Source organism: Bacillus sp. EKM501B (assembly GCF_011800505.1).
GTDB classification, from domain to species: Bacteria; Bacillota; Bacilli; order Bacillales; family Bacillaceae_G; genus Bacillus_A; species Bacillus_A cereus.
Genome location: NZ_JAALFZ010000026.1, coordinates 21,169 through 45,849 on the forward strand (window position 1 = coordinate 21,169; position 24,681 = coordinate 45,849).

A 24,681-nucleotide genomic window follows, 5' to 3' on the forward strand; every position below is an offset into this window, starting at 1 on the left:
TTATCTTTAAGAGAAAGAGACTACGCTAATAGCAGTAGTTGTATTTATTTGTGATTTTGCACAAATTTTTTTGTGCATTTATAATACTCATGATTTGAGGGGTGAAGCAGTTGACAGGTCAACTAGTTCAATACGGACGCCACCGCCAACGAAGAAGTTATGCCCGTATTAGTGAAGTATTAGAGTTACCAAATCTTATCGAAATTCAAACCTCTTCTTATCAGTGGTTTCTTGATGAGGGTTTGCGAGAAATGTTCCAAGACATTTCTCCGATTGAAGACTTTACGGGAAATCTATCGCTTGAATTTATCGACTACAGCTTAGGTGAACCTAAATACTCTGTAGACGAATGCAAAGAGCGTGATGTGACGTATGCAGCACCACTTCGTGTAAAAGTGCGTCTAATCAACAAGGAAACTGGTGAAGTAAAAGAACAAGATGTGTTCATGGGAGATTTCCCACTCATGACAGAGACTGGAACATTCGTAATTAACGGTGCAGAACGTGTTATCGTTTCCCAGTTAGTTCGCTCTCCAAGCGTATACTATAGTGGCAAAGTGGATAAAAACGGAAAACGTGGTTTTACTGCTACTGTAATTCCAAACCGCGGAGCTTGGTTAGAGTATGAGACAGATGCTAAGGATGTTGTATATGTGCGTATTGACCGTACGCGTAAACTTCCTGTAACTGTTTTGTTACGCGCATTAGGGTTTGGCTCTGATCAAGAAATCACCGAGCTTTTAGGTGATAACGAATACTTAAGCAACACATTAGAAAAAGACAACACAGATAGCACAGAAAAAGCATTGCTTGAAATTTATGAGCGTCTACGTCCTGGTGAACCACCAACAGTAGAAAATGCTAAGAGCTTACTTGTGTCTCGTTTCTTCGATCCAAAGCGCTACGATTTAGCAAATGTAGGTCGCTATAAGATCAACAAGAAGTTACACATTAAAAACAGATTGTTTAATCAACGTTTAGCTGAAACATTAGTGGATCCAGAAACTGGTGAAATTTTAGCGGCAGAAGGAACAATCTTAGATCGTCGTACACTTGATCGCATTTTACCTTACTTAGAGAAAAACATTGGATTCAAAACAGCGAAACCAATGGGTGGAGTGGTAGAAGGCGATGTTGAGCTGCAATCTATTAAGATTTATGCTCCTGAGTCGGAAGGCGAACGCGTAATTAATGTAATTGGTAATGCAAACATTACTCGTGATGTGAAACACATCACACCAGGTGATATCCTTGCTTCTATCAGTTACTTCTTCAACCTACTATACAAAGTAGGGGATACAGATGATATTGACCATTTAGGAAACCGTCGTCTGCGTTCTGTTGGAGAACTATTACAAAATCAATTCCGTATCGGTCTTTCTCGTATGGAACGTGTTGTTCGTGAGAGAATGTCGATCCAAGATACAAATGCGATTACACCACAGGCACTAATTAATATTCGTCCTGTTATTGCATCTATTAAAGAGTTCTTCGGAAGTTCTCAGTTATCTCAGTTTATGGACCAAACAAACCCATTAGCAGAGTTAACTCACAAACGAAGACTATCTGCATTAGGACCTGGTGGTTTAACGCGTGAGCGCGCAGGCTTTGAAGTGCGTGACGTTCATTACTCTCACTACGGTCGTATGTGTCCGATTGAAACACCAGAGGGACCAAACATCGGTTTGATTAACTCATTATCTTCGTTCGCGAAAGTAAATGAGTTTGGTTTCATTGAAACACCATACCGTCGTGTTGACCCAGAAACTGGTCTTGTAACAGGGCATGTTGATTACTTAACAGCAGATGAAGAAGATAATTATGTTGTAGCCCAAGCGAATATGAAATTATCTGACGAAGGTGAATTCCTAAGTGAAGATATCGTAGCTCGTTTCCGTGGTGAAAACATTGTCACAAATAGAGAACGCATCGACTACATGGATGTATCTCCAAAACAAGTAGTGTCGGCAGCGACAGCTTGTATTCCGTTCTTAGAAAACGATGACTCTAACCGCGCACTTATGGGAGCGAACATGCAACGTCAGGCGGTTCCGTTAATGAATCCGGAATCTCCGATTGTAGGTACAGGTATGGAGTACGTATCAGCAAAAGACTCAGGTGCTGCAGTAATCTGTAAACATCCTGGTGTTGTTGAGCGCGTAGAAGCACGTGAAGTTTGGGTACGTCGCTATGTAGAAGTTGACGGTCAAACAGTAAAAGGCGACTTAGATCGCTACAAAATGCAAAAATTCATTCGTTCTAACCAAGGAACTTGTTACAACCAACGTCCAATCGTAAGTGTTGGAAATGAAGTTGTAAAAGGTGAAATCCTTGCGGATGGTCCTTCTATGGAATTAGGTGAACTAGCACTTGGACGTAACGTGCTTGTTGGCTTCATGACTTGGGACGGTTATAACTACGAGGATGCGATCATCATGAGTGAGCGCCTTGTAAAAGATGATGTGTACACTTCTATTCATATTGAAGAATATGAATCAGAAGCTCGTGATACGAAGCTTGGACCAGAAGAAATTACACGTGACATTCCAAACGTTGGGGAAGACGCATTACGTAACCTTGACGAGCGCGGTATCATTCGCGTTGGTGCTGAAGTAAAAGATGGAGATTTACTTGTTGGTAAAGTAACACCTAAAGGTGTAACAGAATTAACAGCTGAAGAACGTCTATTACATGCTATCTTTGGAGAAAAAGCGCGTGAAGTACGTGATACATCACTACGTGTACCACACGGTGGTGGCGGTATTATCTTAGACGTAAAAGTATTCAACCGTGAAGATGGCGATGAATTGCCACCAGGCGTGAATCAACTTGTACGTGCATATATCGTTCAAAAACGTAAAATTTCTGAAGGTGACAAGATGGCCGGACGTCACGGTAACAAAGGTGTTATTTCTCGTATTTTACCAGAAGAAGATATGCCTTACTTACCAGACGGTACGCCAATCGATATCATGTTAAACCCATTAGGGGTACCATCTCGTATGAATATCGGTCAGGTATTAGAGCTTCATCTTGGTATGGCAGCAAGATACCTTGGCATTCACATTGCAACACCAGTATTCGATGGTGCTCGTGAGGAAGATGTTTGGGGCACAATTGAAGAAGCTGGTATGGCAAATGACGCGAAAACAATCCTGTATGACGGACGTACTGGTGAACCATTCGATAACCGCGTATCTGTTGGTGTCATGTATATGATCAAACTTGCGCACATGGTTGACGATAAACTTCATGCTCGTTCTACTGGACCATACTCACTTGTAACGCAGCAACCTCTTGGAGGTAAAGCTCAGTTCGGTGGACAGCGTTTCGGTGAGATGGAGGTTTGGGCACTTGAAGCTTACGGTGCTGCTTATACTCTTCAAGAAATCTTAACAGTGAAGTCTGATGATGTTGTTGGACGTGTTAAGACTTATGAAGCAATTGTTAAAGGCGAAAATGTTCCAGAACCAGGCGTTCCTGAATCATTCAAAGTATTGATTAAAGAGCTGCAAAGTTTAGGTATGGACGTTAAAATGATGTCTAGCGACGATACAGAAATTGAAATGCGTGATACAGAAGATGACGATGATCATCAATCAGCAGATAAATTGAATGTCGAAGTTGAGACAACTAAGGAATAATTGGGATAACCTGTAGACTAAAAGGGAGGTAGGCCCCTTGATAGATGTAAATAACTTTGAATATATGAAGATTGGACTTGCTTCACCTGACAAGATTCGTTCTTGGTCATACGGTGAAGTTAAGAAACCAGAAACTATTAACTATCGTACGTTAAAGCCTGAAAAAGATGGCTTGTTCTGTGAGCGTATTTTCGGACCACAAAAGGACTGGGAATGTCATTGCGGAAAATACAAACGTGTACGTTATAAAGGTGTAGTTTGTGATCGATGTGGCGTTGAAGTAACGCGTGCAAAAGTACGTCGTGAACGTATGGGTCATATCGAATTAGCTGCTCCTGTATCTCATATTTGGTATTTCAAAGGTATCCCGAGCCGCATGGGACTTGTCTTAGACATGTCCCCTCGCGCGCTTGAAGAAGTAATTTATTTCGCTTCTTATGTTGTAACAGAAAGTGGAGATACACCACTTGATAAGAAGCAATTACTTTCTGAAAAAGAATACCGTGCATATCGTGATCGATATGGTAGCACATTCCAAGCTGCTATGGGTGCAGAAGCAATTAAAAAGCTACTACAAGACATCGATTTAGATAAAGAAGTAGACTTCTTAAAAGAAGAATTAAAAACAGCACAAGGACAACGCCGTACTCGTGCTATTAAACGTCTAGAAGTATTAGAAGCATTCCGTAACTCTGGAAATGAACCGTCTTGGATGATCTTAGATGTTCTACCAGTAATTCCACCAGAACTACGCCCAATGGTACAGTTAGACGGTGGACGTTTTGCTACTTCTGACTTAAACGACTTATACCGTCGTGTAATTAACCGTAACAATCGTTTAAAACGTCTATTGGACTTAGGTGCACCAAGCATCATCGTTCAAAACGAAAAACGTATGTTACAAGAAGCTGTAGACGCATTAATCGATAATGGTCGTCGTGGCCGTCCAGTTACTGGACCAGGTAACCGTCCATTAAAATCACTATCTCACATGCTTAAAGGTAAACAAGGACGTTTCCGTCAAAACTTATTAGGTAAACGTGTTGACTACTCTGGTCGTTCTGTAATCGTTGTAGGACCGAACTTAAAGATGTATCAATGTGGATTACCAAAAGAAATGGCGCTTGAACTGTTCAAACCTTTCGTAATGAAAGAGTTAGTTGAAAAAGGATTAGCACATAACATTAAGAGTGCGAAACGTAAAATCGAGCGTGTACAACCTGAAGTTTGGGACGTTTTAGAGTCTGTGATTAAAGAACATCCAGTACTTCTAAACCGCGCACCAACACTTCACCGTCTTGGTATCCAGGCGTTTGAACCTACATTAGTAGAAGGTCGCGCAATCCGTCTTCACCCACTTGTATGTACTGCATACAACGCGGACTTTGACGGTGACCAAATGGCCGTTCACGTACCTTTATCATCAGAAGCTCAAGCTGAAGCTCGTCTTCTTATGTTAGCGGCACAAAACATCTTGAACCCGAAAGACGGTAAACCAGTTGTTACTCCATCTCAGGATATGGTATTAGGTAACTATTACTTAACACTTGAGCGTGAAGGTGCAATCGGTGAAGGTATGGTCTTCAAAGATGCAAACGAAGCATTGCTTGCATATCAAAATGGATATGTTCATCTTCATACACGTGTTGCAGTAGCTGCAAGTGCAGTAAACAACGCAACATTTACTGAAGAGCAAAAGAGTATGCTTCTATTAACAACAGTTGGTAAATTAATATTTAACGAAATCTTACCAGAGTCGTTCCCTTATATTAATGAACCAACAAATTCAAACCTTGAAAAAGAAACACCAGCGAAATATTTCGTTGAAAAAGGTGCGAACATTAAAGAAATTATTGCTAGTCGCGAAGAAGTGGCGCCATTTAGCAAGAAAATCCTTGGTAACATCATTGCGGAAGTATTCAAACGTTTCCAAATTACAGAAACGTCTCGCATGCTTGACCGTATGAAAAACTTAGGATTCAAGTACTCTACAAAAGCTGGTATTACAGTTGGGGTATCTGACATTCTTGTATTAGGCGAAAAAGATGAAATTCTCCACGAAGCACAAGCAAAAGTAGATAATGTAATTAAACAATTCCGTCGCGGTTTAATCACGGAAGAAGAACGTTACGATCGCGTTATCTCTATTTGGAGTAATGCAAAAGATGTTATCCAAGGAAAACTGATGAAATCCTTGAATAAACGCAACCCAATCTTCATGATGAGTGACTCAGGTGCCCGTGGTAACGCATCTAACTTTACTCAGCTTGCTGGTATGCGTGGTCTTATGGCCAATCCATCTGGTCGTATCATCGAACTTCCAATCAAATCGAGTTTCCGTGAAGGTTTAACAGTACTTGAGTACTTCATCTCTACGCACGGTGCGCGTAAAGGTCTTGCTGATACAGCACTTAAAACTGCCGATTCTGGTTACTTAACACGTCGTCTTGTTGACGTTGCACAAGATGTAATCGTTCGTGAAGATGATTGTGGAACAGATCGCGGTTTATTAATCGGTGCGATTAAAGAGGGTAATGAAGTTATCGAGTCATTATATGATCGTCTTGTTGGACGTTTTGCAAGAAAAACTGTAAAACATCCTGAAACAGGTGAAGTATTAGTTGCTGAAAATCAATTAATTACTGAAGATATCGCTCATATCGTTGAAAATTCGGGTGTTGAAACTGTAAACATTCGTTCAGCGTTTACGTGTAACACTCGCCACGGTGTATGTAAGAAGTGTTACGGTCGTAACTTAGCAACTGGAACAGACGTAGAAGTAGGAGAAGCGGTAGGTATTATCGCAGCTCAATCTATCGGTGAGCCAGGTACACAGTTAACGATGCGTACATTCCATACAGGTGGGGTTGCCGGAGATGATATCACTCAAGGTTTACCTCGTATCCAAGAGATCTTCGAAGCTCGTAATCCGAAAGGTCAGGCAGTTATCAGTGAAATCGACGGTGTTATCGCAGCGATCAACGACGTTAAAGATCGCCAAGAAGTAGTTGTACAGGGTGAAGTTGAAGCTCGTACGTATGCTATTCCTTACGGTGCTCGTCTGAAAGTAACTCCAGGACAGCCAATTAGCCACGGTAAAGAGTTAACAGAAGGTTCTATTGATCCGAAAGAATTACTAAAAGTAACGGACATTACGGCGGTTCAAGAATACTTATTACGTGAAGTTCAAAAAGTATACCGTATGCAAGGGGTAGAAATTGGTGACAAACACGTAGAAGTAATGGTACGTCAAATGTTACGTAAAGTTCGTGTAAGTGATGCAGGTGAAACAGATGTATTACCAGGAACATTACTAGATATCCATCAGTTCACTGATGCGAATGCTAAGGTCTTACTGCAAGGTAAGCAACCAGCAACAGCTAGACCTGTTCTACTTGGTATTACAAAAGCTTCACTTGAAACAGATTCATTCTTATCTGCAGCATCGTTCCAAGAAACAACTCGTGTCTTAACTGATGCAGCAATTAAGGGTAAACGCGATGAACTTCTAGGATTAAAAGAAAATGTTATTATCGGTAAACTTGTTCCTGCTGGAACAGGTATGAATCGTTATCGCAAAGTGGATCTTGTAAAAACAACACAAGATGACATGAATGTAGAAAACGATGAGGTTTATGTGGAACAGTAAAATTTTCCGGCATAAATTTTGTATAAAAACAATTAATCTTAGTTGACATTGTATGAGTCAAAATGTTACTATAATCAAGGTTGCTCCTGAACGATGCTTTGGAGGATATTTATATGTCTTATCAAAAAGTATCAACTGCTGAAAATGTAGTCGTTGGTCATAAACGCACATTGGAGGCAATCAAAAATGGTACAGTTAAAGAAGTTGTCATCGCAGAGGATGCTGACATGCGGTTAACCCATGCTATCATTCGTGTCGCAATGCAATATAACGTGCCCATAACAAAAGTTGAATCAGTTCGTAAGCTTGGTAAAGCTTCGGGGATTCAAGTGGGAGCTTCAGCAATAGGAATAATAAGTTAAAACTGTTTTTGTGAGGAGAGAGCATTTGCTCTTCCTTGCAAAAACTTTGTTTTCAACTAATAATGAACCACCTGGATATGTGGTCATACAAACATGCGAAGGGAGGATAATCAAATGCCTACTATTAACCAATTAGTGAGAAATGGTCGTACTGATAAAGTATGGAAATCTAAATCACCTGCGTTAAACAAAGGTTTTAACTCTTTAAAGAAAAAATCAACTGATATCTCTGCACCTCAAAAACGTGGTGTATGTACTCGTGTTGGTACAATGACTCCAAAGAAACCTAACTCAGCGTTACGTAAATACGCTCGTGTACGTTTAACAAACGGTATCGAGGTTACAGCTTACATCCCAGGTATCGGTCATAACCTACAAGAGCATAGCGTAGTATTAATTCGCGGTGGTCGTGTAAAGGATTTACCGGGGGTACGTTACCACATCGTTCGTGGTGCGCTTGACACAGCTGGTGTTGACAAACGTATGCAAGGACGTTCTAAATATGGTACTAAGAGACCAAAACCTGCTAAAAAATAATAACTTTAAAATGAAAGGAGGAACTCAATATGCCTCGTAAAGGACCTGTTGCGAAACGTGACGTGTTACCAGATCCAATGTACAATTCGAAGCTAGTAACACGCCTTATCAACAAAATGATGGTTGACGGTAAAAAAGGTAAATCTCAAACAATTCTTTATAATGCGTTCGATATCGTAAACGAACGTACTGGTAAAGAGCCAATGGAAGTATTCGAGCAAGCTCTTAAGAACATCATGCCTGTTCTTGAAGTACGCGCTCGTCGTGTTGGTGGTGCTAACTACCAAGTTCCAGTTGAGGTTCGTCCAGAACGCCGTACAACTTTAGGTCTTCGTTGGTTAGTAAACTACGCTCGTCTTCGTGGTGAAAAAACTATGGAAGAGCGTCTTGCTAACGAAATCTTAGATGCAGCTAACAACGCTGGTGCATCTGTTAAGAAACGTGAAGACACTCATAAAATGGCAGAAGCTAACAAAGCATTTGCTCATTACCGTTGGTAGGATTCAACGTAAAATAAATGTAAGCATAAACCGCTTTATTTGTCGCTTATGGAAGTGTGGAGAGGGAGAATGCCTCTCCCTTTCATCGGGCGCTCGTTTTACATAATGAGAGTACTGGACATACTGACATGTGTAACAATATAAAGTGGCTTTTTTGCTACTTAAAATAAAAAAATCCAATCCATATATGGAAGGAGCAAGACACCAAATGGCAAGAGAGTTCTCTTTAGAAAACACTCGTAATATTGGTATCATGGCTCACATCGATGCTGGTAAAACAACAGCAACTGAGCGTATTCTGTACTACACAGGACGTATTCATAAAATCGGTGAAACTCACGAAGGTGCATCTCAGATGGACTGGATGGAGCAAGAGCAAGAGCGTGGTATCACAATTACTTCTGCTGCAACTACAGCACAATGGAAAGGTCATCGTGTAAACATCATTGATACTCCAGGACACGTAGATTTCACAGTAGAAGTAGAACGTTCTTTACGCGTACTTGATGGCGCTGTAGCAGTACTTGATGCGCAATCTGGTGTAGAACCACAAACAGAAACTGTTTGGCGTCAGGCTACTACTTACGGCGTACCTCGTATCGTATTCGTTAACAAAATGGATAAGATCGGTGCAGATTTCTTATACTCTGTAGGAACAATCCACGATCGTTTACAAGCAAACGCACATCCAATTCAGTTACCAATCGGTGCTGAAGATGAGTTCAATGGTATCATTGACCTTGTTGAAGAGTGTGCTTACATGTACGGTAACGATTTAGGAACAGACATTCAACGTGTTGAAATTCCTGAAGAGCACAAAGAATTAGCTGAAGAATACCGTGGAAAACTTATTGAAGCGGTAGCTGAGCTTGATGAAGAAATGATGATGAAGTACCTAGAAGGTGAAGAAATCACTGTAGAAGAGCTTAAAGCTGGTATCCGTAAGGCTACAACTTCTGTAGAATTCTTCCCAGTAATCTGTGGTTCTGCATTCAAAAACAAAGGTGTTCAAATTCTGTTAGACGCAGTTATCGACTACCTTCCATCTCCACTAGATGTACCTGCTATTAAAGGTACTCTACCGGATACAGATGAAGAAGTAGAACGTAAGTCTAGCGATGAAGAACCATTCGCAGCTTTAGCATTCAAAATCATGACTGACCCTTATGTTGGTAAGTTAACGTTCTTCCGTGTGTACTCTGGTGTGTTAAACTCTGGATCATACGTGAAAAACTCAACTAAAGGTAAGCGTGAGCGTGTAGGTCGTATCCTACAAATGCACGCTAACAGCCGTGAAGAGATTTCAACAGTTTACGCTGGTGATATCGCTGCTGCTGTAGGTTTAAAAGATACTACTACTGGTGATACTCTTTGTGACGAGAAGAGCCTTGTTATCCTTGAGTCTATGGAATTCCCAGAGCCAGTTATCTCTGTAGCTATCGAACCAAAATCTAAAGCTGACCAAGATAAAATGGGTACAGCATTATCTAAGCTTTCTGAAGAAGATCCAACATTCCGTGCTCACACTGACCAAGAAACTGGCCAAACTATCATCGCTGGTATGGGTGAACTTCACCTTGATATCATCGTTGACCGTATGCGTCGTGAATTCAAAGTGGAAGCAAACGTTGGTGCTCCTCAGGTAGCATACCGTGAGACTTTCCGCGCTGCTGCGAAAGTTGAAGGTAAGTTCGCTCGTCAATCTGGTGGTCGTGGACAATTCGGTCACGTTTGGATTGAGTTTGAACCTAACGAAGAAGGTAAAGGATTCGAATTCGAAAACAAGATCGTCGGTGGTGTAGTTCCTCGTGAATACATCCCAGCTGTTGGAGCAGGTCTTGAAGATGCACTTAAAAATGGTGTACTAGCTGGTTATCCACTAGTTGACATTAAAGCTGCATTAGTTGACGGATCTTACCATGATGTCGATTCATCTGAGATGGCGTTCAAAATCGCTGCATCTATGGCACTTAAAGCTGCGGTTTCTAAATGTAGCCCAGTAATTCTTGAGCCAATGATGAAAGTTGAAGTTGTAATTCCTGAAGAGTACATGGGTGACATTATGGGTGACGTAACATCTCGTCGTGGACGTGTAGAAGGTATGGAAGCTCGCGGTAACGCACAAGTTGTTCGCGCTATGGTTCCACTTTCTGAAATGTTCGGTTATGCAACGTCATTACGTTCTAACACTCAAGGACGCGGAACATTCTCTATGGTGTTTGACCACTATGAAGAAGTACCAAAGTCTGTTTCTGAAGAAATTATCAAAAAAAATAAAGGTGAATAATTGATTTTTATCGATTGTTCAAGTATAACTACTTATGTAAGCTTAGAAAGTGGGACGTAAGTTTCACTTTCTAGTCTAAATATAAAATAACCTATATAAACTAAGGAGGAATTTAGAATGGCTAAAGCTAAATTCGAACGTTCTAAACCCCATGTTAACATCGGTACAATCGGCCACGTTGACCATGGTAAAACTACATTAACTGCTGCGATCACTACAGTTCTTGCAAAAGCTGGTGGTGCTGAAGCACGCGGATACGATCAAATCGATGCTGCTCCAGAAGAAAGAGAGCGCGGTATCACAATCTCAACTGCACACGTTGAGTACGAAACTGAAACTCGTCACTATGCACACGTTGACTGCCCAGGTCACGCTGACTATGTTAAAAACATGATCACTGGTGCTGCTCAAATGGACGGCGGTATCTTAGTAGTATCTGCTGCTGATGGCCCAATGCCTCAAACACGTGAGCACATCCTTCTTTCTCGTCAAGTAGGTGTTCCTTACATCGTTGTATTCTTAAACAAATGCGACATGGTAGATGACGAAGAATTATTAGAATTAGTAGAAATGGAAGTTCGCGACCTATTATCTGAATACGGATTCCCAGGCGACGACATTCCTGTAATCAAAGGTTCTGCTCTTAAAGCTCTTCAAGGAGAAGCTGATTGGGAAGCAAAAATCATTGAATTAATGGCTGAAGTTGATGCTTACATCCCAACTCCAGAACGTGAAACTGACAAACCATTCTTAATGCCTGTAGAGGACGTATTCTCTATCACAGGTCGTGGTACAGTTGCTACTGGTCGTGTTGAGCGCGGTATCGTTAAAGTTGGTGACGTAGTAGAAATCATCGGTCTTGCTGAAGAAAATGCTTCTACAACTGTAACTGGTGTAGAGATGTTCCGTAAACTTCTTGACCAAGCTCAAGCTGGAGACAACATCGGTGCTTTACTTCGTGGGGTTGCTCGTGAAGACATCCAACGTGGACAAGTACTTGCAAAAAGCGGTTCTGTAAAAGCTCACGCTAAATTCAAAGCTGAAGTTTTCGTATTATCTAAAGAAGAAGGTGGACGTCACACTCCATTCTTCGCTAACTACCGTCCTCAGTTCTACTTCCGTACAACTGACGTAACTGGTATCATCCAATTACCAGAAGGTACTGAAATGGTAATGCCTGGTGACAACATCGAAATGACTATCGAACTTATCGCTCCAATCGCTATCGAAGAGGGAACTAAATTCTCTATTCGTGAAGGTGGACGTACAGTAGGTTACGGTGTAGTTGCTACTATCGTTGAGTAATCTTAACTGATATAAAAAAACCTAAGGGATTTTCCCTTAGGTTTTTTGTTTGCGTTTATATAAGGGAGAAGAGAGTGTTTTTTTGTTTTGACGAGTTTCTTCTATAGTAATATAAAAACAACAAAAGATAATCCAGAAACTGTAAAATGAATTCTGTTAGATGAAAACTTGAAATTCTTTAAAGTGCCATGTATAATAGCAAAAGTAGAGAAAAGCAGATGCAAACAAAAAGATGCTTGCATCTAGACGAATAACATTGTATAATAGACAATGTTGGTCTTTGACTGCGATGAAGTGGAAGGTTGCTGACACACCCGGCCGCTTTGCCATGGCATGGTGTGGGGAAATTTCCATGGAGAAGGTCTATTTTAGAAATAGGCGAACGAAGGAGGGAAAATAATGGCAAAAGAAAAAATTCGTATCCGTTTAAAAGCTTACGATCACCGTATTCTTGATCAGTCAGCTGAGAAAATTGTAGAAACAGCTAAGCGTTCTGGGGCAACAGTTTCTGGTCCGATCCCATTACCAACTGAAAAAACTGTTTACACAATTCTTCGTGCTGTTCATAAGTACAAAGATTCTCGTGAGCAATTCGAAATGCGCACGCACAAACGTCTAATCGACATCGTGAGTCCTACTCCACAAACAGTAGATTCATTAATGCGTTTAGATTTACCATCTGGTGTAGATATCGAAATCAAACTATAATTTATATAACTTAAAAATGTAGGAGGTGTAACTCATGACCAAAGGAATCTTAGGAAGAAAGATCGGTATGACTCAAGTATTTGCTGAGAACGGTGAGTTAATCCCAGTAACAGTTATCGCTGCTAATCCAAACGTTGTTCTTCAAAAGAAAACAACTGAAACTGATGGCTACAATGCAATCCAGTTAGGATTTGAAGATAAACGTGAAAAGTTAACTAACAAACCTGAACAAGGCCACACTGCTAAAGCATCTACAACTCCTAAGCGCTTCATTCGCGAAATCCGCGATGCAGACGTGGACGGATTAGAGGTTGGTCAAGAGGTAAAAGTTGACGTATTCGCTACAGGTGAAATCGTTGATGTAACAGGAATTTCTAAAGGTAAAGGTTTCCAAGGTGTTATCAAACGCCACGGACAATCTCGCGGACCTATGTCTCATGGTTCTCGCTATCACCGTCGTCCAGGTTCAATGGGCCCAGTTGCTCCGAACCGTGTATTCAAAGGCAAAAAACTTGCTGGACGTATGGGTGGAGACCAAGTTACTATCCAAAACTTAGAAATCGTTCAAGTTGACACTGAGCGCAACTTATTACTAGTAAAAGGTAACGTTCCAGGTGCTAAGAAATCTCTTGTAGTTGTTCAAGGCGCTGTGAAGGTTAGCAAATAATTCACAATAGGAAGGAGGAATTCCAATGCCAAAAGTTACTGTATATAACCAAACTGGTTCACAGGTTGGTGAAATCGAATTAGCTGAAGCTATTTTCGGTATCGAACCAAATGAAGCTGTACTTTTCGAAGCTGTAATGATGCAACGTGCATCTTTACGTCAAGGTACACACAAAGTAAAAACTCGCTCTGAAGTTCGCGGTGGTGGTCGTAAACCATGGCGTCAAAAAGGAACTGGACGTGCTCGTCAAGGGTCTATCCGCTCTCCTCAATGGCGTGGTGGTGGTACGGTATTCGGACCTACACCAAGAAGCTATGCGTACAAACTTCCTAAGAAAGTTCGTCGTTTAGCAATCAAATCTGCATTAGCTACTAAAGTAGTTGAGAACAACATTGTAGTTCTTGAAGACCTAGTGTTAAATGCACCAAAAACAAAAGATATGCTAGCAGTACTTAAAGGATTAACTGTTGAGAAGAAAGCTCTTATCGTAACTGCTGATGCAAACGAATCTGTAGAGTTATCTGCTCGCAATATCCCTGGAGTAACAGTAATCACTGCTGATGGCGTAAACGTTTTAGACGTGCTTCATCATGATAAGCTAATCATGACAAAAGCGGCAGTGGAAAAAGTAGAGGAGGTGCTTGCATAATGAGAGATCCTCGTGATATCATTAAGCGCCCAGTTATCACTGAACGTTCTATGGAAATGATGGCTGAAAAAAAATACACGTTCGATGTGGACGTTAAATCTAATAAAACAGAAGTTAAAGATGCTCTTGAAGCGATCTTTGGTGTTAAAGTAGAAAAAGTGAACATCATGAACTACAAGCCGAAAGCAAAACGCGTTGGTCGTCACGCTGGTTTTACTAGCCGTCGTCGTAAAGCAATCGTTAAGCTAACTGCTGACAGCAAAGAAATCGAAATCTTCCAAGGCGTTTAATTCTTACTAAAGAAGGAGGGAAATTGAGATGGGAATCAAAAAGTATAATCCAACTACTAACGGTCGTCGTAATATGACTACGAATGATTTCGCTGAAATCACGACTGATAGACCCGAAAAGTCATTACTTGCTCCTTTAAGCAAGAAGGCTGGTCGTAATAACCAAGGTAAAATCACTGTACGTCATCAAGGTGGCGGACATAAGCGTCAATACCGTATCATCGACTTTAAGCGTAACAAAGATGGAATTCCAGGACGCGTTGCTACGATCGAATACGATCCAAACCGCTCTGCGAATATCGCATTAATTAACTACGTTGACGGTGAAAAACGTTACATTCTTGCTCCTAAATCTTTAGAAGTAGGTATGGAAGTTATGTCTGGCCCAGAAGCTGACATTAAAATCGGTAACGCATTACCATTAATCAACATTCCAGTAGGTACTGTTGTTCATAACATCGAGCTTAAGCCTGGTCGTGGCGGACAATTAGTTCGTTCTGCTGGTACATCTGCTCAAGTACTTGGTAAAGAAGGTAAATACGTACTTGTACGTTTAACTTCTGGTGAAGTACGTCTTGTATTATCTGCTTGTCGCGCTTCAATCGGTCAAGTAGGTAACGAACAACACGAACTTATCAAAATCGGTAAAGCAGGTCGCTCTCGCTGGTTAGGTAAACGCCCAACAGTTCGTGGTTCTGTAATGAATCCGGTTGATCACCCACACGGTGGTGGTGAAGGACGTTCTCCAATCGGACGTAAGTCTCCAATGTCTCCATGGGGTAAACCAACTCTTGGATTCAAGACTCGTAAGAAAAACAAAGCGTCTGACAAATTCATCGTTCGTCGTCGTAAAAAATAATGGGATTGTAGTACGGTTCATTTCTAGAACCGTACGCCAATCACGAAGGGAGGCACCAAAATGGCTCGTAGCTTAAAAAAAGGACCATTTGTCGATGATCACTTAATGAGCAAAATGGAAAAATTAGTTGCATCTGAGCAAAAACAAGTTGTTAAAACTTGGTCTCGCCGTTCAACAATCTTCCCTCAGTTCATCGGACACACAATTGCTGTATATGATGGTCGTAAACACGTACCTGTGTACATCACTGAGGATATGGTTGGCCATAAGTTAGGTGAATTCGCACCAACTCGTACGTACAAAGGTCACCTTGCTGACGATAAGAAAACTAGAAGATAATGAGAGGAGGCACTTCAATGCAAGCTAAAGCAGTAGCGAGAACAGTTCGTATTGCTCCTCGTAAAGTTCGTTTAGTAGTAGACTTAATCCGAGGTAAGCAAGTGGGTGAAGCGATTGCTATCCTTAACCACACACCAAAAACTGCTTCTCCAGTTGTAGAAAAAGTTTTAAAATCTGCAATCGCAAATGCAGAGCACAATTATGAGATGGACATTAACAACCTAGTTGTAGAAAAAGTTTTCGTTGACGAAGGTCCAACGTTAAAACGTTTCCGTCCACGTGCAATGGGTCGTGCAAGCCAAATTAACAAACGCACAAGCCACATCACAGTTGTGGTATCAGAAAAGAAGGAGGGATAATCGATGGGTCAAAAGGTTAATCCAATTGGTCTTCGTGTCGGCGTTATCCGTGACTGGGAATCTCGTTGGTTCGCTGAGAAAGATTACGCTACATTATTACATGAAGACATCAAAATCCGTGAGTACATTAATGTACGCTTAAAAGATTCTGCTGTTGCTAAAGTAGAAATCGAACGTGCAGCAAATCGTGTAAATGTTACAATTCACACTGCAAAACCTGGTATGGTAATTGGTAAAGGTGGTACTGAAGTTGAAGCACTTCGTAAAGCTCTTAACCAATTAACAGGCAAGCGTGTACACATCAACATTTTAGAAGTTAAGAGAGCTGATCTTAACGCTAAATTAGTAGGCGAAAACATCGCTCGTCAATTAGAAAACCGTGTATCATTCCGTCGTGCACAAAAGCAAGTTATTCAACGTGCTATGCGTGCAGGTGCTAAAGGTATTAAAACACAGGTTTCTGGTCGTCTTGGCGGAGCTGATATCGCTCGTGCAGAATCTTACAGTGAAGGAACTGTTCCACTTCATACACTTCGCGCTGATATTGACTATGCAGCAGTTGAAGCTGATACAACATACGGTAAATTAGGCGTAAAAGTATGGATCTACCGTGGAGAAGTCCTTCCTACAAAAAAGAAAGCTTCTGAGGAAGGAGGAAAATAATATGTTAATGCCAAAACGCGTAAAATATCGTAGAGAGCATCGTGGTAAAATGCGTGGTCGTGCTAAAGGTGGAACTGAAATTGCTTTCGGTGAATTCGGTTTACAAGCACAAGCTGCTTCATGGATTACAAACCGTCAAATCGAAGCTGCTCGTCGTGCAATGACTCGTTACATGAAACGTGGCGGTAAAGTATGGATTAAAATTTTCCCTTCTAAACCTTACACTGCAAAACCTCTAGAAGTACGTATGGGTTCCGGTAAAGGGGCACCAGAAGGCTGGGTAGCAGTAGTAAAACCTGGGAAAATTATGTTCGAAATCGCGGGTGTATCTGAAGAGGTAGCACGCGAAGCATTACGTCTTGCAGCTCACAAGTTACCTGTGAAATGTAAATTCGTAAAACGTGAAGAAAATGGTGGTGAATCTAATGAAAACTAATGATATTCGTGAATTAACCACTGCCGAAATCGAAACAAAAGTTAAAGCTTTAAAGGAAGAGTTGTTTAATCTTCGCTTCCAACTTGCTACAGGACAATTAGAGAATCCAACTCGCATTCGTGAAGTGCGTAAAGCAATTGCTCGTATGAAAACTGTAGTTCGTGAAAGAGAGATCGGAATTAATCGATAAATTGAGGGGAGGTTTGCATAGTGAGCGAACGTAACCAACGCAAAGTTTATACTGGTCGTGTAGTGTCTGACAAAATGGACAAAACGATTACAGTTTTAGTTGAAACTTACAAAACTCATTCCTTGTACGGAAAACGTGTTAAGTATTCTAAGAAGTACAAAGCCCATGATGAGCAAAACCAAGCGAAACTTGGCGATATCGTTAAAATCATGGAAACTCGCCCGCTTTCTGCTACTAAGCGTTTCCGTTTAGTTGAAATCGTTGAAGAAGCGGTTATTATCTAAATAGACGAATCGGAATTTTTAGTCCGAAGGGAGGTTTCATAACATGATCCAACAAGAATCTCGTTTGAAAGTTGCTGACAACTCTGGTGCACGTGAACTTTTAACAATTAAAGTATTAGGCGGCTCTGGTCGTAAATATGCTAACATTGGTGACATTATCGTTGCTACGGTAAAACAAGCAACACCAGGTGGCGTTGTTAAAAAAGGTGACGTTGTTAAAGCAGTAGTGGTACGTACGAAGAGCGGAGCTCGTCGTCCGGACGGTTCTTACATCAAATTTGATGAAAACGCAGCGGTTATCATTAAAGACGATAAGAGCCCACGTGGTACTCGTATCTTCGGACCAGTAGCTCGTGAATTACGTGATAGCAACTTCATGAAGATCGTTTCTTTAGCTCCAGAAGTTCTATAATTTAAGGTATTGCCTTGCTAAGGAGGTGCAGAATTAAGATGCATGTAAAAAAAGGTGATAAAGTACAGGTAATCACTGGTAAAGACAAAGGAAAACAAGGCGTTATCCTTGTGGCTTTCCCAAAGCAAAACCGTGTTATCGTTGAGGGTGTCAATATCGTTAAGAAGCACTCTAAGCCATCTCAATTAAATCCACAAGGTGGAATTATTACTAAAGAAGCACCTATTCACGTTTCTAACGTTATGATTTTAGATCCGAAAACAGGTGAACCTACTCGTGTAGGCTTCAAAGTAGAAGATGGTAAAAAAGTTCGTATTGCAAAAAAATCTGGTGAATTATTAGATAAATAATTTTCTTAAGAAAGGAGGTCACTTCATTGAATCGCCTTAAAGAGAAGTTCCAAAAGGAAATTACTCCTGCTCTAGTGAGCAAGTTTAACTATAAATCTGTAATGCAGGTACCAAAAATCGAAAAGATCGTAATCAACACTGGTGTTGGTGACGCGGTATCTAACTCAAAAGCGTTAGACAACGCAGTAGAAGAATTAACACAAATCACAGGTCAAAAACCTGTTGTAACTCGTGCTAAAAAATCAATCGCTGGTTTCCGTCTTCGTGAAGGTATGCCAATCGGTGCGAAAGTAACTTTACGCGGCGAGCAAATGTATGAGTTCTTCGACAAATTAGTATCAGTTTCTTTACCACGTGTACGTGATTTCCGTGGTGTTTCTAAGAAATCATTCGATGGTCGTGGAAACTATACATTAGGTGTTAAAGAGCAACTTATTTTCCCTGAGATTGATTATGATAAAGTAAGCAAAGTCCGCGGTATGGACATCGTAATCGTTACTACAGCGAAAACTGATGAAGAAGCTCGTGAACTTTTAACACAATTCGGTATGCCATTCCAAAAATAATGGAAGCCAACGCTAAGTAGAGGAGGCGAAAACGTGGCTAAAAAATCTATGATAGCGAAACAAAAGCGTACTCCTAAGTTTAAAGTACAAGAGTATACACGTTGCGAACGCTGCGGTCGTCCGCATTCTGTATACCGCAAATTTAAACTTTGCCGTATTTGTTTCCGTGAACTTGCATATAAAGGTCAAATTCCTGGTGTTAAAAAAGCTAGTTGGTAAAACCCACAAATGGGAAGGAGGTAAAACACATGGTGATGACAGATCCAATTGCAGACATGCTTACTCGCATCCGTAATGCGAACATGGTACGTCATGAGAAATTAGAGGTTCCTGCTTCTAAAATCAAAAAAGAGATCGCTGAACTTTTAAAACGTGAAGGTTTCATTCGTGATGTAGAATACATCGAGGATAACAAACAAGGTATCCTTCGTATTTTCCTGAAATATGGTGCAAACAATGAACGTGTAATCACTGGATTAAAACGTATCAGTAAACCTGGCTTACGCGTTTACGCTAAAGCTGACGAAGTACCACGTGTACTTAACGGATTAGGTATCGCTCTTGTTTCTACATCTAAGGGAGTAATGACAGACAAAGACGCTCGTCAATTACAAACTGGTGGAGAAGTAGTAGCATACGTTTGGTAATATATATTTAAAACGAACGGAGGTGTGACCACATGTCTCGTATTGGTAAAAAGATTCTTGAAATCCCTGCAGGTGTTACTATTACAGTTGCAGAAGACAATACTGTAACAGTAAAAGGCCCTAAAGGTGAATTAACTCGTACTTTCAATGCTGATATGCTTATCAAAATTGAAGAGAATACATTAACAGTTGAGCGTCCATCTGAACAGAAGGAACACCGTGCATTACACGGTACAACTCGTGCTTTAATCGGAAACATGGTTGAAGGTGTAACTGAAGGTTTCGCACGCGGACTTGAATTAGTCGGTGTTGGTTACCGTGCTCAAAAACAAGGTGATAAACTTGTATTAAGCGTAGGTTATTCTCATCCAGTAGAAATGACTCCGGAAGCAGGTCTTGAAGTTGAAGTACCTGCACCAACTAAGATCGTAATTAAAGGTATCGACAAGCAACGTGTTGGCGAATTCGCTGCTAACATCCGTGCTGTACGTGCTCCTGAGCCTTACAAAGGTAAAGGTATTCGTTACGAAGGCGAAGTTGTTCGTCGTAAAGAAGGTAAAACTGCTAAGTAAACCCGTTAGGTGAGAGAAAGGAGTGACAAGAATGATCACTAAAGCTGATAAAAATGCGACTCGTAAGAAAAGACATGCACGTGTACGTGCTAAACTTACTGGTACTGCAGAGCGTCCACGTTTAAACGTGTTCCGTTCTAACCAACATATTTACGCTCAAGTTATTGATGATGTGAATGGTGTAACGTTAGTAAGTGCATCTACTCTTGATAAAGACCTTGCTCTTAACGGTACTAGCAATATTGAAGCTGCTACGAAAGTTGGAGAATCAGTTGCTAAGCGTGCTGTAGAGAAAGGCGTTAAAGAAGTAGTATTTGATCGCGGTGGTTACTTATACCATGGCCGTGTTAAAGCTCTAGCTGAAGCTGCTCGTGAGGCTGGATTACAATTTTAATGGTCAAAGGAGGGAAAATTGATGCATCGCATTGACCCAAGTAAATTAGAACTTGAAGAACGTGTAGTTACGATAAATCGTGTCGCGAAAGTTGTTAAGGGTGGTCGTCGTTTCCGCTTTGCTGCACTAGTTGTAGTTGGCGATAAAAACGGTCATGTTGGATTCGGTACTGGTAAAGCACAAGAGGTACCAGACGCAATCCGTAAAGCTATCGAAGACGCTAAGAAAAACTTAATCGCTGTACCATTAGTTGGTACAACAATTCCACACACAATCAACGGTCATTTTGGCGCTGGTGAAGTATTCTTAAAACCTGCTGCTGAGGGTACTGGTGTTATTGCTGGTGGACCTGTTCGTGCGGTCCTTGAATTAGCTGGTGTACAAGATATTCTTTCGAAATCTCTTGGTTCTAACACACCAATCAACATGATTCGCGCTACTGTGAACGGATTAAGCGAACTTAAGCGCGCTGAAGATGTTGCAAAATTACGCGGTAAATCTGTAGAAGAGCTACTAGGTTAAGGAGGGAAAACAAATGGCGAAAAAGTTAGAAATTACCCTCACTCGTAGTGTAATTGGTCGTCCACAAGATCAACGTGCGACGGTAGAAGCTTTAGGTCTTAAAAAGTTGAATTCAACTGTAGTTAAGGAAGAAACTCCTGCTATTCTTGGTATGATCAACAAAGTTTCTCACCTTGTAACTGTAAAAGAAGCTTAAGGATAACTCATTAATATAAGGAGGTGCCTGGGAATGAAACTTCATGAATTAAAACCTGCAGAAGGTTCTCGTAAAGTACGTAACCGTGTCGGTCGTGGTATCGGTTCTGGTAACGGTAAAACTGCTGGTAAAGGTCATAAAGGACAAAACGCACGTTCTGGCGGCGGTGTTCGTCTTGGCTTCGAAGGTGGTCAAACTCCATTATTCCGTCGTTTACCAAAACGCGGCTTCACAAACATTAACCGTAAAGAGTTTGCTATTGTAAACTTATCAACGTTAAATCGTTTTGAAGATGGTACAGAAGTAACACCTGAATTATTGCTGGAAACTGGCGTTATCAGCAAGTTAAACGACGGTGTTAAAGTTCTTGCAAGCGGAGCAGTAGAGAAAAAACTAACTGTTAAAGCGCACAAGTTCTCTTCAAGTGCTAAAGAAGCAATTGAAGCAGCTGGCGGATCAGTTGAGGTGATCTAATGTTTCGTACAATCTCCAACTTTATGCGCGTTGCTGAGATAAGACGTAAAATATTATTCACTTTAGCGATGTTAATCGTATTCAGGATTGGCACGTTTATCCCCGTGCCATTTACAAATGGAGACGTACTGAAGGCACAAGATCAATTAAATGCTTTAGGTATTCTAAATACATTTGGCGGTGGAGCCTTGAAAAACTTCTCCATCTTTGCGATGGGAATCATGCCGTATATTACAGCATCCATCATCGTGCAATTATTGCAGATGGATGTTGTTCCTAAATTTTCGGAATGGTCGAAGCAAGGTGAAATGGGCCGTCGTAAATTAACGCAATTCACGCGTTACTTTACAATTGTTCTTGCGTTTATTCAGGGGTTTGGTATGTCAATCGGTTTTAACGGTATGGTAGGTGGACAATTAATTTTGAATCCAGGTTGGAGCACTTATTTATACATTGCTACGGTACTGACTGCTGGTACTGCATTTTTAATGTGGTTAGGTGAACAGATTACAGCTAAAGGTGTAGGTAATGGTATTTCCATCCTTATCTTTGGCGGTATTGCCGCAGCGATCCCAAGTGTTATATCTCAAGTGTATCAGCAACAGTTTCAAAATATCGGAGATCAATTGTTCATGAGTATCGTTAAAGTTGCATTGATTTTACTAGCTGTGCTAGCAGTTATTGTGGGTGTTATTTTCATTCAACAGGCTGTTAGAAAGATCCCAATTCAATATGCGAAGCGTGTAACAGGAGGAAATGGTGGTTATGCTGGAGCACAAAACACACATTTACCGCTTAAGGTAAATAGTGCTGGTGTTATTCCAGTAATTTTTGCTGTTTCATTCTTAATTACGCCTCCGACTATTGCACAGTTCTTCCCGAAACATGATGTATCGCAGTGGATTATTGCAAACTTTAACTATTCTCACCCAGTGGGAATGATCATATATGTTGCGCTCATTGTAGCCTTCACATATTTCTATGCATTTGTTCAGGTTAATCCAGAGCAAATGTCAGAGAATCTAAACAAGCAAGGTGGATATGTTCCAGGTATTCGTCCGGGTAAGAATACGGAACAATATCTAACAAAAATCTTGTATCGTTTGACCTTTGTAGGATCAATTTTCCTAGCAGCGATTGCAATCTTACCAGTTATCTTTACGAAATTGGGAAATCTTCCTCCATCTGCACAGATCGGTGGAACGAGTATGTTAATCGTTGTCGGCGTTGCTTTAGAAACAATGAAGCAGCTAGAAAGCCAACTGGTAAAACGCCATTACAAAGGGTTTATCAAGCAGTGAGTAAGTGGGAAGAATTGTCTTCCCTACATGCTCATGTACTCTGAGGGGGAACAAGGATGAACTTAATTTTAATGGGGCTTCCTGGTGCTGGTAAAGGTACACAAGCCGAACAGATTGTTGCCAAGTATAACATCCCTCACATTTCAACAGGAGACATGTTCCGTGCAGCTATGAAGGCTGAAACTGAAATGGGTCTACAAGCAAAATCTTTTATTGATAAAGGTGCACTTGTTCCAGATGAAGTTACGATCGGAATCGTTCGTGAACGTTTAAGTCAAGACGACTGCGTAAGAGGTTTCTTACTAGACGGTTTCCCACGAACTGTTGCACAAGCATCAGCTCTTGAAGAAATTATGAAAGATCTTGGCAAAAAAATCGACTATGTTTTAAACATTAATGTGGATTCAGGGTTGTTATTAAAACGCCTTACAGGCCGTCGCATTTGTAAAGAGTGCGGTGCGACTTACCACTTAGAATTCAATCCACCAGCAAAAGCTGATGTGTGCGATAAATGTGGTGGCGAATTATATCAACGCTCTGATGACAATGAAGAAACTGTAGCAAATCGTTTAGATGTAAATATTAAGCAAACAAAACCTTTGCTTGATTTCTACGAAGAGCTTGGTTACTTACAAAGCATTAATGGTGAGCAAGATATCAATAAAGTATTTGCTGATATCGATGTTCTCATCGGAGGCTTAGCGTAATGATAATCTGCAAAACTCCTCGCGAGATAGAAATCATGCGAGAAGCTGGCAGGATCGTTGCTTTGACTCATCAAGAGTTGAAACAGCACATTACTCCAGGAATTACAACGAAAGAGCTCGATCAAATAGCGGAAAAGACGATTCAAAAATATGGTGCTACGCCATCTTTTAAAGGATACAACGGATTTCCGGGGAGCATATGTGCTTCTGTAAATGAAGAGCTTGTACACGGAATTCCAGGGAAGCGCAAGCTCAAAGAGGGCGATATCATCAGTATCGATATTGGTGCGAAATACAATGGGTACCATGGAGATTCTGCATGGACGTATCCAGTTGGAAACATTTCTGAATCTGTTCAAAAGCTACTTGATGTCACAGAAAAATCGTTGTATCTTGGTCTAGAACAAGTAAAACCAGGCGAGAGATTATCAAATATCTCACATGCGGTTCAAACCCATGCTGAAGAGAATGGATTCTCGATCGTTAGGGAGTATGTTGGTCACGGAATCGGGCAAGACTTACATGAGGACCCTCAAATCCCGCACTATGGTCCACCAAATAGAGGCCCTAGATTAAAGCCGGGAATGGTCATCTGTGTTGAGCCGATGGTGAATCAAGGAAGACGATATGTAAAAACACTATCTGATGACTGGACAGTGGTAACGGTAGATGGTAAATGGTGTGCCCATTTTGAGCACACGATTGCTCTTACAGAAGCAGGATACGAAATCCTTACCACTTTATAAGTAGCTGGCTCTCCGGGATTTCAGAGCAGTGTAAAATGTTACTGATTTGAAGAAGGGAGAACTATT

The 24,681-nt window shown here is 41.0% G+C and carries 31 protein-coding genes; all 31 read left to right on the forward strand.

All coding sequences use genetic code 11. The annotated features are described in order from the left end of the window. Positions 1-110 precede the first annotated feature (110 nt). Positions 111-3,644: a DNA-directed RNA polymerase subunit beta gene (rpoB, locus tag HFD78_RS26420; RefSeq protein ID WP_000147553.1), complete on the forward strand. Its 3,534-nt coding sequence runs from the start codon at positions 111-113 to the stop codon at positions 3,642-3,644. A 37-nt stretch (positions 3,645-3,681) separates the two neighbouring features. Beyond that, positions 3,682-7,293: a DNA-directed RNA polymerase subunit beta' gene (gene rpoC, locus HFD78_RS26425; RefSeq protein WP_000567939.1), complete on the forward strand. Its 3,612-nt coding sequence runs from the start codon at positions 3,682-3,684 to the stop codon at positions 7,291-7,293. A 113-nt stretch (positions 7,294-7,406) separates the two neighbouring features. After that, positions 7,407-7,655: a 50S ribosomal protein L7ae-like protein gene (locus HFD78_RS26430; protein WP_000121837.1), complete on the forward strand. Its 249-nt coding sequence runs from the start codon at positions 7,407-7,409 to the stop codon at positions 7,653-7,655. Between the two features lie 114 nt (positions 7,656-7,769). Then, positions 7,770-8,192 (forward strand): 30S ribosomal protein S12, encoded by a 423-nt coding sequence (rpsL, locus tag HFD78_RS26435; RefSeq protein ID WP_001142341.1) that lies wholly within the window; start codon positions 7,770-7,772, stop codon positions 8,190-8,192. A gap of 29 nt (positions 8,193-8,221) precedes the next feature. Next, positions 8,222-8,692: a 30S ribosomal protein S7 gene (rpsG, locus tag HFD78_RS26440; protein ID WP_001137491.1), complete on the forward strand. Its 471-nt coding sequence runs from the start codon at positions 8,222-8,224 to the stop codon at positions 8,690-8,692. Positions 8,693-8,900: 208 nt separating this feature from the next. After that, complete coding sequence (fusA, locus tag HFD78_RS26445; protein ID WP_000090370.1) at positions 8,901-10,979, forward strand: elongation factor G; 2,079 nt, start codon at positions 8,901-8,903, stop codon at positions 10,977-10,979. Between the two features lie 117 nt (positions 10,980-11,096). After that, complete coding sequence (gene tuf, locus HFD78_RS26450; RefSeq protein ID WP_001029614.1) at positions 11,097-12,284, forward strand: elongation factor Tu; 1,188 nt, start codon at positions 11,097-11,099, stop codon at positions 12,282-12,284. 399 nt (positions 12,285-12,683) lie between these two features. After that, positions 12,684-12,992 carry a 30S ribosomal protein S10 gene (rpsJ, locus tag HFD78_RS26455; protein ID WP_001040596.1) on the forward strand — a complete coding sequence of 103 codons (309 nt, stop codon included), beginning with the start codon at positions 12,684-12,686 and terminating at the stop codon, positions 12,990-12,992. Between the two features lie 34 nt (positions 12,993-13,026). Further along, complete coding sequence (rplC, locus tag HFD78_RS26460) at positions 13,027-13,659, forward strand: 50S ribosomal protein L3 (protein WP_000160207.1); 633 nt, start codon at positions 13,027-13,029, stop codon at positions 13,657-13,659. A gap of 25 nt (positions 13,660-13,684) precedes the next feature. Then, entirely contained in the window at positions 13,685-14,308 is a 624-nt protein-coding gene (rplD, locus tag HFD78_RS26465) for a 50S ribosomal protein L4 (protein ID WP_001127258.1), read from the forward strand. Then, on the forward strand, positions 14,308-14,598 hold the full coding sequence (rplW, locus tag HFD78_RS26470; protein WP_001205558.1) for a 50S ribosomal protein L23: 291 nt from the start codon (positions 14,308-14,310) through the stop codon (positions 14,596-14,598). Before rplD ends, rplW begins: the two co-directional genes overlap by 1 nt. Positions 14,599-14,626: 28 nt before the next feature. Then, the gene (gene rplB / locus HFD78_RS26475; protein WP_000511583.1) at positions 14,627-15,457 is read left to right on the forward strand and encodes a 50S ribosomal protein L2; all 831 of its coding nucleotides are present in this window, start codon (positions 14,627-14,629) and stop codon (positions 15,455-15,457) included. A gap of 60 nt (positions 15,458-15,517) precedes the next feature. Further along, complete coding sequence (gene rpsS, locus HFD78_RS26480) at positions 15,518-15,796, forward strand: 30S ribosomal protein S19 (RefSeq protein WP_000124454.1); 279 nt, start codon at positions 15,518-15,520, stop codon at positions 15,794-15,796. 17 nt (positions 15,797-15,813) lie between these two features. Continuing rightward, positions 15,814-16,155 carry a 50S ribosomal protein L22 gene (gene rplV, locus HFD78_RS26485; RefSeq protein WP_001148024.1) on the forward strand — a complete coding sequence of 114 codons (342 nt, stop codon included), beginning with the start codon at positions 15,814-15,816 and terminating at the stop codon, positions 16,153-16,155. A 3-nt stretch (positions 16,156-16,158) separates the two neighbouring features. Further along, positions 16,159-16,818, forward strand: coding sequence for a 30S ribosomal protein S3 (gene rpsC, locus HFD78_RS26490; protein WP_000529956.1), 660 nt, complete (start codon positions 16,159-16,161; stop codon positions 16,816-16,818). A 1-nt stretch (position 16,819) separates the two neighbouring features. Continuing rightward, the gene (gene rplP, locus HFD78_RS26495) at positions 16,820-17,254 is read left to right on the forward strand and encodes a 50S ribosomal protein L16 (RefSeq protein WP_000928969.1); all 435 of its coding nucleotides are present in this window, start codon (positions 16,820-16,822) and stop codon (positions 17,252-17,254) included. Further along, positions 17,244-17,444: a 50S ribosomal protein L29 gene (gene rpmC, locus HFD78_RS26500; protein WP_000855718.1), complete on the forward strand. Its 201-nt coding sequence runs from the start codon at positions 17,244-17,246 to the stop codon at positions 17,442-17,444. Before rplP ends, rpmC begins: the two co-directional genes overlap by 11 nt. A gap of 20 nt (positions 17,445-17,464) precedes the next feature. After that, a complete protein-coding gene (rpsQ, locus tag HFD78_RS26505; protein ID WP_000004106.1) occupies positions 17,465-17,728 on the forward strand; it encodes a 30S ribosomal protein S17 in 264 nt (87 codons plus the stop codon). Between the two features lie 43 nt (positions 17,729-17,771). Beyond that, a complete protein-coding gene (gene rplN / locus HFD78_RS26510) occupies positions 17,772-18,140 on the forward strand; it encodes a 50S ribosomal protein L14 (RefSeq protein WP_000615912.1) in 369 nt (122 codons plus the stop codon). Between the two features lie 38 nt (positions 18,141-18,178). Continuing rightward, a complete protein-coding gene (gene rplX, locus HFD78_RS26515; protein WP_000558200.1) occupies positions 18,179-18,490 on the forward strand; it encodes a 50S ribosomal protein L24 in 312 nt (103 codons plus the stop codon). Between the two features lie 26 nt (positions 18,491-18,516). Next, positions 18,517-19,056: a 50S ribosomal protein L5 gene (gene rplE / locus HFD78_RS26520; protein ID WP_001080831.1), complete on the forward strand. Its 540-nt coding sequence runs from the start codon at positions 18,517-18,519 to the stop codon at positions 19,054-19,056. Between the two features lie 33 nt (positions 19,057-19,089). After that, positions 19,090-19,275, forward strand: a complete 186-nt coding sequence (gene rpsN, locus HFD78_RS26525) for a 30S ribosomal protein S14 (RefSeq protein ID WP_001085700.1) — start codon at positions 19,090-19,092, stop codon at positions 19,273-19,275. 29 nt (positions 19,276-19,304) lie between these two features. Beyond that, positions 19,305-19,703 carry a 30S ribosomal protein S8 gene (gene rpsH, locus HFD78_RS26530; protein ID WP_000245511.1) on the forward strand — a complete coding sequence of 133 codons (399 nt, stop codon included), beginning with the start codon at positions 19,305-19,307 and terminating at the stop codon, positions 19,701-19,703. A 32-nt stretch (positions 19,704-19,735) separates the two neighbouring features. Further along, positions 19,736-20,275: a 50S ribosomal protein L6 gene (gene rplF, locus HFD78_RS26535; RefSeq protein ID WP_000086558.1), complete on the forward strand. Its 540-nt coding sequence runs from the start codon at positions 19,736-19,738 to the stop codon at positions 20,273-20,275. Between the two features lie 31 nt (positions 20,276-20,306). Continuing rightward, entirely contained in the window at positions 20,307-20,669 is a 363-nt protein-coding gene (gene rplR / locus HFD78_RS26540) for a 50S ribosomal protein L18 (RefSeq protein ID WP_000628816.1), read from the forward strand. A 21-nt stretch (positions 20,670-20,690) separates the two neighbouring features. Next, positions 20,691-21,191: a 30S ribosomal protein S5 gene (gene rpsE, locus HFD78_RS26545; RefSeq protein WP_000554646.1), complete on the forward strand. Its 501-nt coding sequence runs from the start codon at positions 20,691-20,693 to the stop codon at positions 21,189-21,191. A 13-nt stretch (positions 21,192-21,204) separates the two neighbouring features. Then, complete coding sequence (gene rpmD / locus HFD78_RS26550) at positions 21,205-21,387, forward strand: 50S ribosomal protein L30 (protein WP_001085234.1); 183 nt, start codon at positions 21,205-21,207, stop codon at positions 21,385-21,387. A gap of 33 nt (positions 21,388-21,420) precedes the next feature. Continuing rightward, positions 21,421-21,861 (forward strand): 50S ribosomal protein L15, encoded by a 441-nt coding sequence (rplO, locus tag HFD78_RS26555; protein ID WP_000766081.1) that lies wholly within the window; start codon positions 21,421-21,423, stop codon positions 21,859-21,861. After that, complete coding sequence (gene secY / locus HFD78_RS26560; RefSeq protein WP_000490117.1) at positions 21,861-23,162, forward strand: preprotein translocase subunit SecY; 1,302 nt, start codon at positions 21,861-21,863, stop codon at positions 23,160-23,162. The genes rplO and secY overlap by 1 nt, the downstream gene beginning before the upstream one ends. 56 nt (positions 23,163-23,218) lie before the next feature. Further along, entirely contained in the window at positions 23,219-23,869 is a 651-nt protein-coding gene (locus HFD78_RS26565) for an adenylate kinase (protein ID WP_001048989.1), read from the forward strand. Then, the gene (map, locus tag HFD78_RS26570; protein WP_000582539.1) at positions 23,869-24,615 is read left to right on the forward strand and encodes a type I methionyl aminopeptidase; all 747 of its coding nucleotides are present in this window, start codon (positions 23,869-23,871) and stop codon (positions 24,613-24,615) included. The genes HFD78_RS26565 and map overlap by 1 nt, the downstream gene beginning before the upstream one ends. Positions 24,616-24,681: the final 66 nt, after the last annotated feature.